This is a genomic window from Pseudodesulfovibrio sp. lm2024, assembly GCF_051175575.1.
Lineage (GTDB): Bacteria > Desulfobacterota > Desulfovibrionia > Desulfovibrionales > Desulfovibrionaceae > Pseudodesulfovibrio > Pseudodesulfovibrio caledoniensis.
Map to the genome: position 1 here is coordinate 3,586,443 of NZ_CP195092.1, position 15,584 is coordinate 3,602,026.

At 63.7% G+C, this 15,584-nt stretch carries 14 protein-coding genes and 1 riboswitch; of the genes, 8 read left to right on the forward strand and 6 right to left on the reverse strand.

Annotated features, from left to right (window positions below; all coding sequences use genetic code 11):
* Positions 1–58 precede the first annotated feature (58 nt).
* Positions 59–556 (reverse strand): MarR family winged helix-turn-helix transcriptional regulator, encoded by a 498-nt coding sequence (locus ACR42D_RS16695; protein WP_484567915.1) that lies wholly within the window; start codon positions 554–556, stop codon positions 59–61.
* A gap of 169 nt (positions 557–725) precedes the next feature.
* On the opposite strand from ACR42D_RS16695, the gene ACR42D_RS16700 reads away from it, so the two are divergent.
* On the forward strand, positions 726–1,916 hold the full coding sequence (locus tag ACR42D_RS16700; protein ID WP_484567916.1) for a pyridoxal phosphate-dependent aminotransferase: 1,191 nt from the start codon (positions 726–728) through the stop codon (positions 1,914–1,916).
* A 714-nt stretch (positions 1,917–2,630) separates the two neighbouring features.
* Positions 2,631–3,308, forward strand: coding sequence for a substrate-binding periplasmic protein (locus ACR42D_RS16705; protein WP_484567917.1), 678 nt, complete (start codon positions 2,631–2,633; stop codon positions 3,306–3,308).
* A 63-nt stretch (positions 3,309–3,371) separates the two neighbouring features.
* On the opposite strand, the gene ilvD is transcribed toward ACR42D_RS16705, so the two are convergent.
* From ilvD to ribB, 3 genes are all read right to left on the reverse strand, one after another.
* Positions 3,372–5,033, reverse strand: coding sequence for a dihydroxy-acid dehydratase (gene ilvD, locus ACR42D_RS16710; protein WP_484567918.1), 1,662 nt, complete (start codon positions 5,031–5,033; stop codon positions 3,372–3,374).
* A 327-nt stretch (positions 5,034–5,360) separates the two neighbouring features.
* Entirely contained in the window at positions 5,361–7,061 is a 1,701-nt protein-coding gene (locus tag ACR42D_RS16715) for an FAD-dependent oxidoreductase (RefSeq protein ID WP_484567919.1), read from the reverse strand.
* A gap of 291 nt (positions 7,062–7,352) precedes the next feature.
* On the reverse strand, positions 7,353–8,099 hold the full coding sequence (gene ribB, locus ACR42D_RS16720; RefSeq protein ID WP_484567920.1) for a 3,4-dihydroxy-2-butanone-4-phosphate synthase: 747 nt from the start codon (positions 8,097–8,099) through the stop codon (positions 7,353–7,355).
* Between the two features lie 126 nt (positions 8,100–8,225).
* Positions 8,226–8,374: riboswitch (FMN riboswitch) on the reverse strand.
* 222 nt (positions 8,375–8,596) lie between these two features.
* On the opposite strand from ribB, the gene ACR42D_RS16725 reads away from it, so the two are divergent.
* From ACR42D_RS16725 to ACR42D_RS16750, 6 genes are all read left to right on the forward strand, one after another.
* Positions 8,597–8,944 (forward strand): hydrogenase maturation nickel metallochaperone HypA, encoded by a 348-nt coding sequence (locus ACR42D_RS16725; RefSeq protein WP_484567921.1) that lies wholly within the window; start codon positions 8,597–8,599, stop codon positions 8,942–8,944.
* 13 nt (positions 8,945–8,957) lie between these two features.
* Positions 8,958–9,617, forward strand: a complete 660-nt coding sequence (gene hypB, locus ACR42D_RS16730; protein ID WP_484567922.1) for a hydrogenase nickel incorporation protein HypB — start codon at positions 8,958–8,960, stop codon at positions 9,615–9,617.
* Positions 9,618–9,734: 117 nt separating this feature from the next.
* Entirely contained in the window at positions 9,735–10,742 is a 1,008-nt protein-coding gene (locus ACR42D_RS16735) for an alpha/beta hydrolase family protein (protein WP_484567923.1), read from the forward strand.
* A gap of 85 nt (positions 10,743–10,827) precedes the next feature.
* Complete coding sequence (locus ACR42D_RS16740) at positions 10,828–12,159, forward strand: sigma-54 interaction domain-containing protein (RefSeq protein ID WP_484567924.1); 1,332 nt, start codon at positions 10,828–10,830, stop codon at positions 12,157–12,159.
* Between the two features lie 311 nt (positions 12,160–12,470).
* Positions 12,471–12,668: a NifB/NifX family molybdenum-iron cluster-binding protein gene (locus ACR42D_RS16745; protein ID WP_484567925.1), complete on the forward strand. Its 198-nt coding sequence runs from the start codon at positions 12,471–12,473 to the stop codon at positions 12,666–12,668.
* A gap of 111 nt (positions 12,669–12,779) precedes the next feature.
* Complete coding sequence (locus ACR42D_RS16750; RefSeq protein WP_484567926.1) at positions 12,780–13,655, forward strand: P-loop NTPase; 876 nt, start codon at positions 12,780–12,782, stop codon at positions 13,653–13,655.
* Between the two features lie 173 nt (positions 13,656–13,828).
* Here the strand turns inward: ACR42D_RS16750 and ACR42D_RS16755 are convergent, their stop codons facing one another.
* The gene (locus ACR42D_RS16755) at positions 13,829–14,488 is read right to left on the reverse strand and encodes an IS1595 family transposase (protein WP_484566530.1); all 660 of its coding nucleotides are present in this window, start codon (positions 14,486–14,488) and stop codon (positions 13,829–13,831) included.
* A gap of 414 nt (positions 14,489–14,902) precedes the next feature.
* On the reverse strand, positions 14,903–15,583 hold the full coding sequence (locus ACR42D_RS16760; RefSeq protein ID WP_484567927.1) for an HD-GYP domain-containing protein: 681 nt from the start codon (positions 15,581–15,583) through the stop codon (positions 14,903–14,905).
* Position 15,584: the final 1 nt, after the last annotated feature.

Genomic DNA, 15,584 nt, shown 5'->3' on the forward strand with positions numbered 1-15,584 from the left:
TAACGACTTCCTGTTTTTTTGGGGCGCGGAGCTTTCGGGCCTTGCGCCCATTGTCGCATCAAGCGTCATCCAGGGGAAACAATTTTTCAATCAGCCGCTTGAACTCGATTTTTTCCGTCTCATCCAGGGGCGAGAGCGTCCGTTCCATGAGCCCGAGGCACTCGGGCAGGACCCGCTCCACCAGGGCGGCTCCCTTTTCGGTCAGGACCACCATGCTCTGCCGCCTGTCGTCCTCGTCCGGCTGCCGGGAGACCAGCCCCTGGCCCTCCAGCCCGCGGATCAGCCCGGACATGGTCGCCCGGGTGATGCCCTGCTCGCTCGCCAACTCCGAGGGCAGGGCCTGCCAGACCTCTCTTCGCCGCAGGAGCATGAGCACGATCCAGCGGCTGTGGCTCAGGCCGTGCGCCTCCAGCACACGATCCAGCCGCAGCAGACATTCGCTGCCCAGAGCCAGCAGGCGGACGAATATCTGCACCCCGTTCACATCGGCGCTCGGCAGCACGGCCCGCAGCCGGTCGACCATCGCCTCGTCCGGAAAGTCTTTGAGGAAAAACATGACACCATGATAGTTAGGCCCCTAATTATTGTCAAGGGGGTCAGCCGGAAAAGGCGACCGGTCCGTTTCACGCGTGCGACCAGCCGCCACTGGCCGTCCATAGCGTGTTGCAAGTGATGGGGGGTTGCCGTAATGTGTGGGCTTCACCCGAATTCCAAGGAGTTTTCCCATGCAACTTATTTCCACCCAGATAGCGGGGTACATGGAGCGGTCCTCCTGGATCCGCAAGATGTTCGAAGAGGGCATTGCCCTGAAGAAGAAATTCGGCGAGGACGCGGTCTGCGACTTCAGCCTGGGCAACCCGGACCTGCCCCCGCCGCCCGCCATCAAGGAAGGGCTCCTGGAACTGGCCGAACAGGCCGACAAGCCGTTCTTCATGGGCTACATGCCCAACTTCGGCTATCCCGACGTGCGCGAAAAGCTGGCCGCCGAGGTCTCCAAGGAGCAGGGCACGCCCGTGACCGCCGACTGCCTGGTCATCACCTGCGGCGCGGCCGGTGCGCTCAACTCGTTCTTCCGGGCCGTGCTCGAACCCGGCGACGAGGTCATGACCCCGGCCCCGTTCTTCGTGGAGTACGGCTTCTACTGCGAAAACCACGGCGCGAAACTCGTCACGGTCCCGGCCAAACCCCTGACCTTCCAGCTCGACCTGGAGGCCATGGACAAGGCCATCACCGACAAGACCCGCGTGGTCATGCTCAACTCGCCCAACAACCCGTCGGGCGCGGTCTACGACAAGGCGTCCCTCGAAGCCCTGGCCGCCATCCTCGAAAAGCACAACGCCAAGCGCGAACGGCCCATCTACATCCTGGCCGACGAGCCCTACCGGTTCCTGGCCTTCGACGGCGTGGACGTGCCCAGCCTGCTGCCCATCTACAAGTACACCGTGGTCTGCTCGTCCTTCTCCAAGAACCTGTCCATGGCCGGTGAGCGCATCGGCTACGCCCTGGTCAACCCGGCCATGGAGGACAAGGCCACCCTGGTCGGCGCCATCACCCTGACCAACCGCATCCTCGGTTTCGTCAACGCCCCGGCCCTGGCGCAGAAACTCATGGCCCACGCCCTCGGCTCCGGCGTGGATATCTCCATCTACGACGACCGCCGCAAGGCCATGGCCGAAGTGCTGGACGCCGCAGGCTACGAATACACTATGCCCAAAGGCGCGTTCTACTTCTTCCCCAAGGCGCCCGGCGGCGACGACGTCAAGTTCTGCGCCGCACTCCAGGAGGAAAAAATCCTGGCCGTGCCCGGCTCCGGGTTCGGCTACCCCGGCTTCTTCCGCCTGTCCTTCTCCGTGGAGGACAAGATCATCCCCCGCTCCAAACAAGGCTTCGCCGCCGCCCTGGCCAAATTCAAATAGCCGGACGTCTGATACTATATAAAAGGAGTGGACGCGCTTTGCGCATCCACTCCTTTTTTTGCCTCCGGCGGCCGGGGGAAGGGGAAAAGGGCTTTCCCTTTCCCCTTCCCCCGGACCCCCATCCCCTTTCCCTTCCTAAACTTTTTAGCGCCGCTTCGCGGATAGGCGAGGCGCGGGGAGGCGGCTTTTTGCCGACTCTGTTCGAGGTCCGCCTTTTTTTGGGGCTGAGCCGATGGGATACGTGGGTGATCATTCCGGAGCGAATATCGGCGGGGTTAAAAATTTTGGTCGCATCACCCTGGTCCGGCGGGAAAGTTTAAAAACTTGTACCGGCCGCCTGTGCGGCGGCATTTGATCCTGTGGTTCTTGTTGGCATTTAATAGTCTGTAATATTTGGATTAAAAATTTTTCTGCAAGGAGCTACGTAGTTTGGCACGGCCGATGCAATAAGAATAGCATCTTCCTTTTTTTGCACCGAGAAAGTCACAGGCCTCCGCAAGGAGGCCTTTCTCGTTTCAGAGGGGAGCATTATCCTCGGACTGTATTTTGCGGATGCGAAAAACGGGCTTTCCTGCTATCTCACCGTCCATGAATTGGTTATCGAGTTTATCCTTCGCATTCTTACTCCTCTTTTTCCCATATTTCCTTCAGGATACGAGCCAGGCAGCCGTTTCGGGCGACCTGCGGGTGCTGGCCGAGCCCAACGGGCGGGCGGTGCGGACCGTCGACGGCGAACTCGACGGCTGGGCCGTGGACATCGTGCACGAGCTCATGCACCGCACGCACTGCCGGGCCCACATCGAACCCATGCCCTGGGCGCGGGCCTACGCCATCGCCCTGGACAAGCCCGACGTGGTCCTGTTCCCGGCCACGCGCACCGAGGAGCGCGACCCGCTCTTCCACTGGGTGGGGCCGATCTTCCGGGTGCACTGGTGCTTCCTGGCCCGCAAGGGGTCCGGGATCACCATCCATTCCCTGGACGACGCCCGCAAGGTCGGGTCCATCGGCACCTACATCGGCGACGCGCGCGACCGCTATCTGACCGCGCAGGGGTTCACCAACCTGCAACGGACCACCAACGACGCGACCAACTACCGCAAGCTGGAATACGGGCGGCTGGAACTCATCGTGGGCTCCGACACCGGCCTGGCCTCCATGGTCGACGCCGCCGGGATCGACCCGGACAATTTCGAGGAAGTCTTCCCGCTCAAGGAGGTGGACCTGTACGTGGCCCTGTCCCGCGACACCCCGCCCGAGACCGTGGCGGCCTGGCAGCGGGCCTTCCGGGACCTGCGCGGCGACGGCACCCTGGCCGACATCCTGGCCCGCTGGCATCCGGGCGTGAAGCCGCCCCTGGACGAGCGGCTCCCGTGGCGCTACAAGACGAACTGAGCATGAAAAAAGCCGGTCCGGGCAATCCCCGAACCGGCTTCTTCATTGGCGTGATGCGCCCGGCTATTTCTCGTAGACCGCGCCGCGCGAGGCCGAGGTGACCAGCTTGGCGTAGCGCCGCAAGAACGGCGACGTGATCTCCTTGACCACGGGCTTGTGGATCTTTTGGCGCTCCTCGAGCTCGGCGTCGTCCACCAGCAGGTTGATCTTGCGGGCCGGGATGTCGATCTCGATCCTGTCGCCCTCGCGGATCAGCCCCACCGGGCCGCCCGCAGCGGCTTCCGGGGAGATGTGGCCGATGGCCGCGCCGCGCGTGCCGCCCGAGAACCGGCCGTCGGTGATCAGCGCCACGGACTCACCCAGCCCCATGCCGGAGATGGCCGAGGTGGGGGTGAGCATCTCGCGCATGCCCGGGCCGCCCTTGGGGCCTTCGTACAGGATGACGACCACATCGCCGGGCTTGATCTCGTTGCCCAGGATGGCGGTCACAGCCTCCTCCTCGCTGTTGAAGACCCGGGCCACGCCGGTGTTCCGCATCATCTCCGGGGCCACGGCGGACTGCTTCACGCAGCACCCCTCGGGCGCGATGTTGCCGTACAGGATGGCGATGCCGCCCTCCTTGGAGTACGGCTCGTCGATGGGCCGGACGATGGTGTGGTTGGTCACCTTGGCGTCCATCTCCTTGAGGTTCTCGCCCAAGGTCTTGCCGGTCACGGTCATGACGTCGAGGTTGAGCAGGTCCTTCTTGACCAGCTCGCTCATGACGCCCGGAATGCCGCCGGACTCGTCCAGGTCCTGCATGTAGTGCGGACCGGCCGGGGCCAGTTTGCACAGGTTGGGCGTCTTCATGCTGACTTCGTTGAACATCTGAAGCGAAAGATCGAGGCCCGCCTCGGCGAACAGGGCGGGCAGGTGCAAGGTGGTGTTGGTCGAACAGCCGAGCGCCATGTCCATGGTCACCGCGTTGTGCACGGACTTCTCGGTGACGATGTCGCGGGGGCGAATGTTCCTTTCGAGCATTTCCATGACCTGCATGCCCGCCTTCTTGGCCAGACGGATGCGGGCGGACATGACCGCCGGGATGGTGCCGTTGCCGGGCAGGGCCAAGCCGATGGACTCGGCCAGACAGTTCATGGAGTTGGCCGTGAACATGCCCGCGCACGAGCCGCAGGTGGGGCACGCGCCCGCCGTGTATTCCTCCAGCTCCTCCTCGGTCATCTGTCCGGCGCGGACCTTGCCCACGCCCTCGAACACGGTGATCAGGTCCGAGGTTTTCTTGTGGCCGGCCAGCATGGGGCCGCCGGACACGAGCACGGCCGGGATGTTCAGGCGGAGCATGGCCATGAGCATGCCGGGCACGATCTTGTCGCAGTTGGGGATGCAGACAATGGCGTCGAACGGATGGGCCGTGGCCATGATCTCCACCGAGTCGGCGATGATCTCGCGGCTGGGCAGGGACATCTTCATGCCCTCGTGGTTCATGGCCAGCCCGTCGCACACGCCGATGGCCGGGAACTCGAGCGGCGTGCCGCCCGCCATGCGGATGCCCGCCTTCACGGCTTCGGCGATGGTATCTAGATGTACGTGACCGGGGATGATCTCGTTCTGGGCGTTGCATACGCCGATCAGGGGCCTGTCCATCTCTTCCTTGGACAGCCCGCTCGCATACAGCAGCGAACGGTGCGGGGCCTTTTCCAATCCACCAGTCATCTTCTTGCTACGCATCTGAATACCTCTCGGGTTACGGAAATTCGGGCAGCCAGTTCACTACCGATAAGGGCGGCCTGTCAACTTTTTTCACTTTCCGCGCATGTATTAGGGCCGCTCCCACGGGCCCGCATGCTTATGGAAGAGGCTTCGCTGACGAGGTCGGCCTGGGGGCCTGTCCGGGGGCTTCGGCCGAAAACGGGAAAGCCCCGCCGGTCGCCCGGCGGGGCCTTGTCCTGAAGAAGGGATGGCAGGGGAAGTGCTCGTTTTCTTTCAGGAGATGGTGTTGTCCGGGCGTTCCCGGTCTGTTTCGCCCTGGGCGACGGTTGGGGTTTCGGTTGGGGCCTAGCGGCCCATATCCACTTTGAAAGGCCAGGCCATGATGCCGCCTTCCATGACTTTGACGTTGGTCCAGCCCCGGGCCTCGAGGATGCGCTGGGCCTCGTAGCCGCGCATGGAGATCTTGCAGAAGGCGATGATCTCCGCGTCCTTGTCCTCGGGCAGTTTCGACTGGGCATCGCGCAGCCCGCCCAGGGGGATAAGGGTCTCCCCCACGTTCAGGCGCATGGTCTCGAACTCGCCGGGGGCGCGCACGTCCAGAATGAACGGCGTCTCCCCGTTGTCCAGTTTGGCCTTGACCTCCGCGTTGCTGATGCCGGTCATCCGGCCGCACATCTTGTTGTCCAGGATGTGGGCCGTGGTGATGAAGTGGTCGATGGCCAGGGAGAACGGCGGGGCGTAGGGCAGGTCCGCCGTGTTGATGTCCAGGACCGTGTTGCCGTTCATGACGGCCATGGCCGCCTCGGCCAGCTGGCGGTTGACCTCGCCCGGCCCCACGCACTGGAAGCCGAGGACGCGGCCGGTCCTGGCATCGGCCACCATCTTGGAGACCAGCAGACGCGCGCCCATGAAGCCGGGCCGGTCCAGGCTGGCGTTGGTGGCCGTGACCACCTCGAAGCCCTCGTCCCGGGCCCGCTTCTCGGACAGGCCGGTGGCCCCTGCGGACAGGTCGAAGACCTTGCAGATGCCGCTGTTCACCGTGCCGGGGAAGGTCCGCGTATCGCCCAGGACCATATTGTCCGCGGCCACGCGCGCCTCCAGGTTGGCCAGGTCGCCGTACGGAGCGAAGGTCTTCTTGCCGGTGATGCGATGGTTGATCTCCACGCAGTCGCCCGCCGCATAGATATGCGGATCGGACGTGCGCATGTACTCGTCCACGGTGACGCCGCCGAATGCGCCGATGGCCAGGCCCGCGTCCCGCGCCAGGTCCGCGTTGGGGACCACACCGATGGAGACCACGGCCAGCTGGCAGGGGACCTCGGTGCCGTCCTTGAGCCGGACGCCGGTGAGTTTTCCGCCCTGGCCCAGGAACTCGGCCACGCCGTTGTCCGTATGCACGGTCACGCCCTTGGACACGACGTGCTTCTCCACCAGCTTGGCCATCTCCCAATCCAGGAACATGAGCAGCTGGGAGAGCATCTCCACCACGCTGACGTTCATGCCGGATTGGGTCAGGGCCTCGCAGACCTCGATGCCGATGAGCCCGCCGCCCACGATGACGGCGTCCCTGACCCGCCCGGAATCCACCAGGCCGCGCAGCCTGTCCGCATCGCGCATCTCGGACAGCGAGCAGACGCCGTCCAGCTCGATGCCCGGTATGGGCGGGCGGCGCGGGGTGGCGCCGGTGCAGAGGATGAGCTTGTCGTACGGCACGGTCGACGCTTCTCCGCTGCCCAGATCGATGCTGGACACGGTTCTTTCCTCGCGGTTGATGGCGGTCACTTCCGTATTCACCTTTGCGTTCACGCCCTTGGCTGCGGCAAAGAACGCGGGGTCGCGCACCACGCCCGTGGGCGTTGCCAGCAGCGAGTCTCTTTCATCGAAGTCGCCTCCGATGTAGTAAGGGTAGCCGCACGAAGCCATGGACAGTTCAGGGGCCTTCTGCAACAGGGTCACTTCGGCCTCGGCGTCCAAACGCCTGGCCCGCGCGGCGGCCTTGGGTCCGGCGGCGGAGCCGCCTATGACAACGATCTTTTGTGCACTCATGCCATTTCTCCTTTGGGTATCTCCTTCCGGCCGGGGCCGGGGGATACGGTGGCGTTGTTTCGGTGCCCAAAAGCGAATCATTCCGGGGCCGGATCGACCCCATCTCCTTGATGAAGCCATCCTACGCCGCAGCCGGACGCGGTCCATTGATCGAGATCAATGCCGCGCCTTTTTTTCGAAGGAGAAAAAGATGTTCGGGGGAAACCCCACAGGACAACGAAAAAGGCCCCGCCGGGCGAAACGGCGGGGCCTTGGTTTTAGGAGAAGAAGGTTGAGGTGTCGGTATCCGGTCTACGGCCTGTCAGAGCGGCCCGAGGCGAAGGTTCCGCTGGGGAACATCGCGGTGGGCTTGGCCACGGCGGACAGGTTTTCGGGCATGACCATCTGGGCGTCGATGTCGCCGATGTGCTCGCGGTAGGCGATGATGTCCTGGACCGTGCACATGGCCATCTGGTGCTTGATGGCAAAGGCCACGATCTCGTGCAGCTTGGCCATGGTCCCGTCCGGGTTGGTCAGCTCGCAGAGCACGCCGCACGGCTCGAGACCGGCCAGACGGTTCAGGTCCACGGTGGCCTCGGTGTGGCCGCCGCGCTCGAGCACGCCGCCGGACTTGGCGCACAGCGGGAACACGTGGCCCGGGCTGGCCAGGCTGGCGGGCGTGGCGTCCGGGGCGATGGCCGCCTTGACCGTGGCCACCCGGTCCGCCGCGGACACGCCGGTGGTCACGCCCTGAGCCGCCTCGATGGAGATGGTGAAGGCCGTGTTGTAGGCGCTGGTGTTGTTTTCGACCATCATGGGCAGGCCGAGGGAATTGATCTTGTCTTCGGTCAGGCACAGGCAGACGATGCCGCTGCACTCGCGGATGAGCATGGCCATCTGTTCGTTGGTCAGGGTCTTGGCCGCGAAGATGAGGTCGCCCTCGTTTTCGCGGTCCGCGTTGTCCGTGACCAGCACCCCGTTGCCCTTGCGCAGGGATTTGAGCGCTTTTTCGACCCGCGAGATGGGGCCGCCGAACTGTTTGAGGATTGGCTGATCCATCATGAATCTCCTTCAATAAAGAGTATGAATGAATCAGGGCGCATAGACAGGCGGACGGACGCAAGCGCCCGCCGCGGCGACCGGAGGCCCAGGCGAAGGAACCGCCCGGCATCGGCCGCTGGACTGCCTCATTCTCTTCATTCCGGACTGTTACCGTCGGCCCCGGATTCGCACCGGGTCTGCTGGACCCCCTCCACCCGGAGGGGCGCTCGCGGGCTCACCGGCATAGCCGGATCACCGCCGGTGGGGACTTCCACCCCGCCCTGAGAACAAGTTGGCTATAGCCATAAAACCGAACTGACCGCCAAGTCAACCAATACCGGTACAAATCAGCGGGGTTTTGTCCGCCCGTCCGGACGGGGGCGCGCAACCGTGCGAAGACACGGGCGATCGGTCTCAAAAGGAAGACCGCCCCGTCCGCACCGGGACCGCAAAAGGCGGCCCGACATCCTTGCCCACATCCGGTTTTCGGTGTAGTGCTCACAGCCATGCATGAAATGTCGATTGTCGAATCCATCCTCGGCATCCTGCGCGAAGAGATGGTCAAGTATGACGGCCAGAAGCTCAAGAAAGTGACCCTCAAGAACGGCCGTCTGGCCGGGGTGGTCACCGAGTCCCTGCAGTTCGCCTGGGAGGCGCTGATCCCCGGCGGCGAATTCGACGGGGCCGAACTCGAAATCATCGAGGTGCCGGTGAAGGTGGCCTGCGGCGAATGCGGAGAGGTATTCAGCCCGAAGCACACCCGGTGCATGCCCTGCCCCAAGTGCGAGGCCCTGCTGGGCCACAAGGTGCTGGAGGGCAAGGAGATGCTCATCGACTCCATCGAAGTGGACGACCAGCAATAAAGAAGGAGTGATTATGTCCAAGGAAGTGACCATAGTCCGCAATGTGCTCGAGGCCAACGACCGGCTGGCGGACGAGCTGCAGAAGAATTTCCGGGTTAAGAAGATCCTGTGCCTGAACCTGATGAGTTCCCCGGGCGCGGGCAAGACCACCCTGCTCGAACGGACCCTGAGCGACCTCAAGGACGAGTTCAAGATGGCCGTCATCGAGGGCGACCTGCAGACCGACAACGACGCCCAGCGCGTGGCCGCCACCGGGGCCCAGGCCGTGCAGATCAACACCGAGGGCGGCTGCCACCTGGATTCCGGCATGGTCATGGACGCGCTCAAGGCCATCGACACCGAGGGGCTGGACATCCTGTTCGTGGAGAACGTGGGCAACCTGGTCTGCCCGGCCGAGTTCAACGTGGGCGAGGACTACAAGGTCACCCTGCTGTCCGTGGCCGAAGGCGACGACAAGCCCGAGAAATACCCGTTCATGTTCCACATCTCGGCGGTCATGCTCCTGAACAAGGTGGACCTGCTGCCCTACGTGGACTTCGACCTGAGCAAGGCCGAGGCGCACGCCAAGAAACTGAACAAGGACATCGAGGTCATGCCCATCTCCGCGCGCACCGGCGAAAACATGGAGCAGTGGTACGACTGGCTCCGGAAGAAGCGCGCCGAGAAGCTGTAGACGCTTACCCGAAACCGATCTCCAAAGGGCCTCCCGACCGGGCGGCCCTTTTTCTTTGCGGTTGCCCGGCCCGACCGGGCCGCGCTATGATCCGGAAAACCGTCCAAGGAGCATTCCATGAAACGACCGGCGTTCTTCGCGTTTATTGCCTGCCTGCTCTGGGCCGTCCCGGCCATGGCCGGGGTGGGCCTGACCGAAGTTGTCTTCAAGGACGCGCAACGCGGACGGACGCTGAAGACCCATGTCTGGTATCCCTGCGACGGCGGCCAAACCGAACGCTTTGCGGAAAACGTGGTCTTCGAGGGCATCGACGCGGTCGGGGACGGGAAGATCAAGTCCGGGAAGTACCCCCTGTACGTCCTGCTCCACGGGACCACGGGCAACTGGCGCAACCTCTCCTGGCTGGCCGCGCGGCTGGCCGAAAACGGGGCCGTGGTCTGCGCGGCCGACCATCCGGGCTACACCTCGGGCGTCGGCACCCCGGCCTCGCTCCTGCGCGCCTGGGACCAGCCCCTGGACGCAAGCTTCCTGGCGGACGGGATGCTCCGCTCCCGCTTCCGGGAGGTCATCGATCCGAGCCACATATTCGCCGTGGGCTATTCGCTCGGCGGCTACAGCGCCCTGGCCCTGGCCGGGGCAAGGCTCGACCTGCGCCGCTATGTCGAGTTCTGCGCCAAGGACCAGGACAGCTCAAGCCGCTACTTCCGCGCCGCCCTGCCCGGCCTGACCGAACAGGATTTCACCTACGCCGCCCAAGACCTCACGGACGCCCGGTTCAACAAGGTCGTGGCCGTCGCGCCGGGATTCGTGGAGTCGTTCACGCCCGCATCCCTCAAGGGGATCACCATCCCGGCCCTCATCATCGGCGGGGGAAAGGACCGGAACATTCCGCCCTCCACCCACTACTATCCCCGGTTCGAGGACTTCCCGCCCAACGTGGCCTACCGGGAGATACCGGACGCCCAGCACTTCAGCTTCATGCAGATATGCCAGCCGGGCGCGGTCAAGATCCTGGCCGAGGAGGACGCGGCGTTCGTCTGCGAGGACCACGGCAGCGACCGGCGGGCCATCCACGATCAGCTGAACCGCTACGTCGTGGAGTTCCTGCAACCCGAGGCCGACTGACCGGGCCGGACGCCCAACCGGCACCAGGCGAATTTTTCGCCCGGTTTTTGTTGGCAACCCGGTTTCCCGGTTGTACGGTGAGCCCATGCCGTTTCCCAAGAACCTCCCCCTCGAGGCCGTGTTCGCCTCCATCGCCGACGGGCTGTTCACCGTGGACGCGGACTGGAACGTGACCTATTTCAACGAGGCCGCCCGGCGCATCACCGGCATATCCGAGGAGGACGCCCTGGGCCGCAAGTGCTGGGACGTGTTCCGCTCGTCCCTGTGCGACGGCCGGTGCGCGCTCAAGGCGTGCATCCACCAGGGCGGGCGCATCGTCAACAAGTCCATCTTCATCGTCCGCTCGGACGGCACCACCCTGCCCGTGTCCATTTCGGCCGCGCCGCTCAAGGACCGCGACGGCAAGGTGGTCGGCGGGGTGGAGACCTTCCGCGACCTGACCGACATCCACGTCTCGCGCCAGCAGGCCAAGGACATCTACCGCTTCGAGAACATCGTGGGCCGCTCCCAGGCCCTGGAAAAGATATTCCGCATCCTGCCGCAGATCAGCCGGTCCGAGGCGACCACCCTACTGCTGGGCAAGAGCGGCACGGGCAAGGAGCTCTTCGCCCGAGCCATCCATTCTCTGAGCCCGCGCAAGGACGGGCCGTTTGTCGCCGTTAACTGCGGGGCCCTGCCCGACACCCTGCTCGAATCCGAACTGTTCGGCTACAAGGCGGGCGCGTTCACCGATGCGCGCACGGACAAGCCGGGCCGGTTCGAGCTGGCCCACGGCGGCACGGTTTTCCTGGACGAGATCGGCGACATGCCCCAGAACCTCCAGGTCAAGCTGCTGCGCTTCCTCCAGGAAAAGACCTTCGAGCCCCTGGGCGGCGTCAGCCCGGTCCACGCCGACGTGCGCGTGGTGGCCGCCACCAACCGCGACCTCGAGGACGCCGTGGCCGAAGGGACCTTCCGCCAGGACCTCTTCTACCGCCTCAACGTGGTCACCCTGACCCTGCCGCCCCTGACCGAGCGCCAGGAGGACCTGCCCCTGCTCATCGACCACTTCCTGGCCGAGTTCAACGGCCTGCGCGACAAGGCCATACGCGGGATCAGCGAGGACGCCCTGCACGTGCTCATGCGCCACGACTTCCCGGGCAACGTGCGCGAGCTGGAAAACATCCTCGAATACGCCTTCATCCTCTGCCCGGACGGGTTCATCCAGGTGGAACACCTCCCGGAATACCTGCACCCGGAAGGACAACGCCAGGATACCCCCGACGGACTGTCCGGCACCATGGACGACATCAAGCGCCGGGCCGCCCGGCAGGCCGTGCGCCGCAACAATGGCAAACGCATGGCCGCCTGCCGCGAACTGGGCATCACCAAGGACACCCTGCGCCGGTTGCTGGCCGAGCCGGATACGGGCGAATAACTCGTCTATCCTTCTGCACAATGGGCGAATTAATCGTCCATTCTTATTTTCTCCATACTTGCAATATCCTGTTTTAACAGACTATTATTCTTGGCACGGTCTATGCTCATCTTCGATCAACCGGTTCGGGTCCTGCCGGAATTTTTTGGAGAGAGATGATGCGATCGGATTCCGCCAAGCTGATCTGCCTGGCGTGCTACCAGGACCGACTGGCCTCCGTGTGCGAGAACGCGGACGGATACAAGCTATTTGAAATACGCGACCATAAATCTTACCCCGCAGGCCTCCTATCCCTTCCCTCAAAGGACCCTATGGACAGGACATCCGCCATATTGGCCTGCGGGGTAACCATTTTTCTGTGCGGCGCCATCTGCAACCGCACCCGCAACGCCCTTGAACAAGCAGGAATCACGGTTATCCCCTGGCTGACCGGCACCGAATCCCAGGTGCTGGAAGGGTATCTGCGCGGCGGGCTGGCCGATCTGGCCATGCCGGGAGTCGCGGTTTGACTTTTCCCCCACTGTGGTTATCTCTCTGTAACCCGGCCGCGGCCGTTCGCCGGCCGGGTTCTACATGTACTTCTAGGGCGGCTACGGGTCGCCGTTTTTCGGGAGAATCATATGAGCGATTGTCAAGGATGTGCGTCCGCCTCGCCTGACGGAACCTGCACCAGCGCCACGGGCTGCGACAAGCCCGAAGATCAGAAACTGCAAAAGACCCTGAGCCGCATCAAACACAAGATCGTGGTCATGTCCGGCAAGGGCGGCGTGGGCAAGTCCACCGTGGCCGCCAACATCGCCGTGGCCCTGTCCCTGGCCGGCAAGAAGGTCGGCCTGCTCGACGTGGACGTGCACGGCCCCAGCGTGCCCCGCCTGCTCTCCCTCAAGGGCCAGCAGCCCCACATCGGCGACCAGGTCATGGAACCCGTGCCGTGGAGCAAGAACCTGTCCGTCATGTCCCTGGGCTTCCTGCTCCAGGACGACCGCCAGGCCGTCATCTGGCGCGGTCCGGTCAAGATCGGGCTCATCAAGCAATTCGTCGAAGACGTCATGTGGGGCGACCTCGACTACCTCATCGTCGACTGCCCCCCGGGCACCGGCGACGAACCCCTGTCCACCCTGCAGACACTCGGACCCACCGCCATGGCCGTCATCGTCACCACCCCCCAGGGCGTGGCCATCGACGACGTGCGCCGGTCCGTGTCCTTTGTCGGCGAGGTCGGCAACCGCGTGCTCGGCATCGTCGAAAACATGTCCGGCTTCGCCTGCCCCGACTGCGGCAAGGTGCACCAGATCTTCAAGTCCGGCGGCGGCGAAGACCTGGCCAAGGAGTCCGGCGTCCAGTTCCTCGGCCGTATCCCCCTGGACCCCGCCGTGGCCGACTCCGGCGACGAAGGCTACCCGTTCATGAAAGTCCATCGCGATACCGCCACCGGCAAGGCCATGGAACACGTCATCGCCCCCATCCTCGCCCTCCCCGACCCGCCCAAGGCGTAGCCGGGATTATCGCCAATTTAAAAGTGAGGACGCGCTGCGCGCGTCCTCACTTTTTTTTGCCTCCGGCGGCTGGGGGAAGGGGAGGAAAAACCCTTTGAAAAGGGTTCTTTCCTCCCCTTCCCCCAGACCCCCATCCCCTCCTTTTCCTAAACTTTTGGGGCTGACATAGATAACTATGCCGCATTGTGCCTTTTTATCCATTTTTTCAGGATAGATAACTGCTCTTTTGGGGAGCCGTAATTAAACCTGAATTCGCACTCTTTCAAATACAGCCAAAAATACTTGCGAGGAATACCGTTGTACTTCCTCAGATGGCGCTTACTTTGGTTCCAGAAGTTCTCAATGCCGTTGATATGGTTATGCCCATCAACATAGCGTTTGAGATGATTAATACGATAGTGTTTAAATTCAGACACATCGAGCACCTTGTAGGATGACAAACCATCCGTATACACCACGCTGTCAGGCTGAACCTGCAAGTCGATTATCCCTTTCAAGGTCTTGGTTTTAGTGTCGGGGATTATTTCAGCGTACACCATCCCATTGCGCTTAAGAATGCCAAATACTGGGACTTTACCAGCAGCCCCCCGCCCTCGAATGCCACGGCGATAGCCGCCAAAATAACTCTCATCAACTTCTACCTCTCCGGCAAACATCTCAACGGAAGGCATCTGCTCTGCGATAATCTTCCGTAATCTCTGATAAAAAGTGATCGCGGTGTTGCGGTTTACACCTACCAGTTCACTGGCTGTGCGGGCTGGGGTGCCAGCAACGAAATGCTCAATCAGACGACCGGATATATGAGCCGACAAACGCGATCTTTTTAGCCTCATAGTCCCCCCTAATACGACGAGAGATCTATGTCAGCCCCAAACTTTTTGGTGCCGCTTCGCGGGGACGGGAGCGGAAGTAACCGACTCTCTTCACGGCCAGGTCCAAGACGCCGCCTTCTCAATATCCCTTATCCCTCGCCCCGCCTGGCGGCGTGGGCAACCGTCCCGCAGGGTTCGCGCCGGACGACCCTCCGAGGCCCACGGACGTCCGGCGCGAACCCTGCGGGACACCGCCAGCCCGCGACCAGCCAAACCCTTCACACCACCCACCTTCGCCGCAGGCGACACAAAAAGTTTGGGAGGGTCCAGGGAACCCTTTTCAAAGGGGTCCCTGGCGGGGCCTGGGGCAGAGCCCCAGCGGGGTCCGGGGCAGCGCCCCGGCCGCCGGAGGCATCAACCGCCATCATCCCCTCGCTACCCGCTCTCCACGGTGCTGACGAGCCGCAGAATCTTGCCGGACGCGCGGCGAAAGGCGTCCACCACGGCGGGGTCGAACTGGGAGCCGGCGCAGCGTTCTATTTCGCGGCAGGCGCGGTCGGTGTCGAGGGCGGAACGGTAGGGACGGTTTTGGAGCATGGCGGACAGGGAATCTGCCACGCTGATGATGCGCGCGCCGAGCGGGATGGCCGCGCCCCCGAGGCCGTGTGGGTAGCCTTTGCCGTCCCAGCGCTCGTGATGGTGCAGGACCATGTGGACCACGCCGATCCGTTTGAGGGCGGAGACGGGTTCGAGGATGGCGGCACCGGCCTCGGGATGTCGGCGCACGGCCCGCCATTCGGCGGTGGTCAGGGGGCCCTGTTTCCTGAGCACCGAGTCGGGCACGCCGATCTTGCCGATATCGTGGAGGTGCCCGGCCACGTGGATGACGGCGGCCTGGCTTGGTGTCAGCCCCATGGCCAGGGCCAGGATGCGTGCGATCTCGGCCACTTCGTCCGAATGCATGGAGGTGTGCGGGTCCTTGGCGTCGATGGCGTTGCCCAGGGACTCGGCGAACTGGTGCAGGGCCGTGGTCACGAAATGGGTCGGGTCCGGGCAGGCCGGAGACGGCCCCGGCATGGGAGGAAGGGCTGCCGGGGCCGTGCGGGACGGATTCATG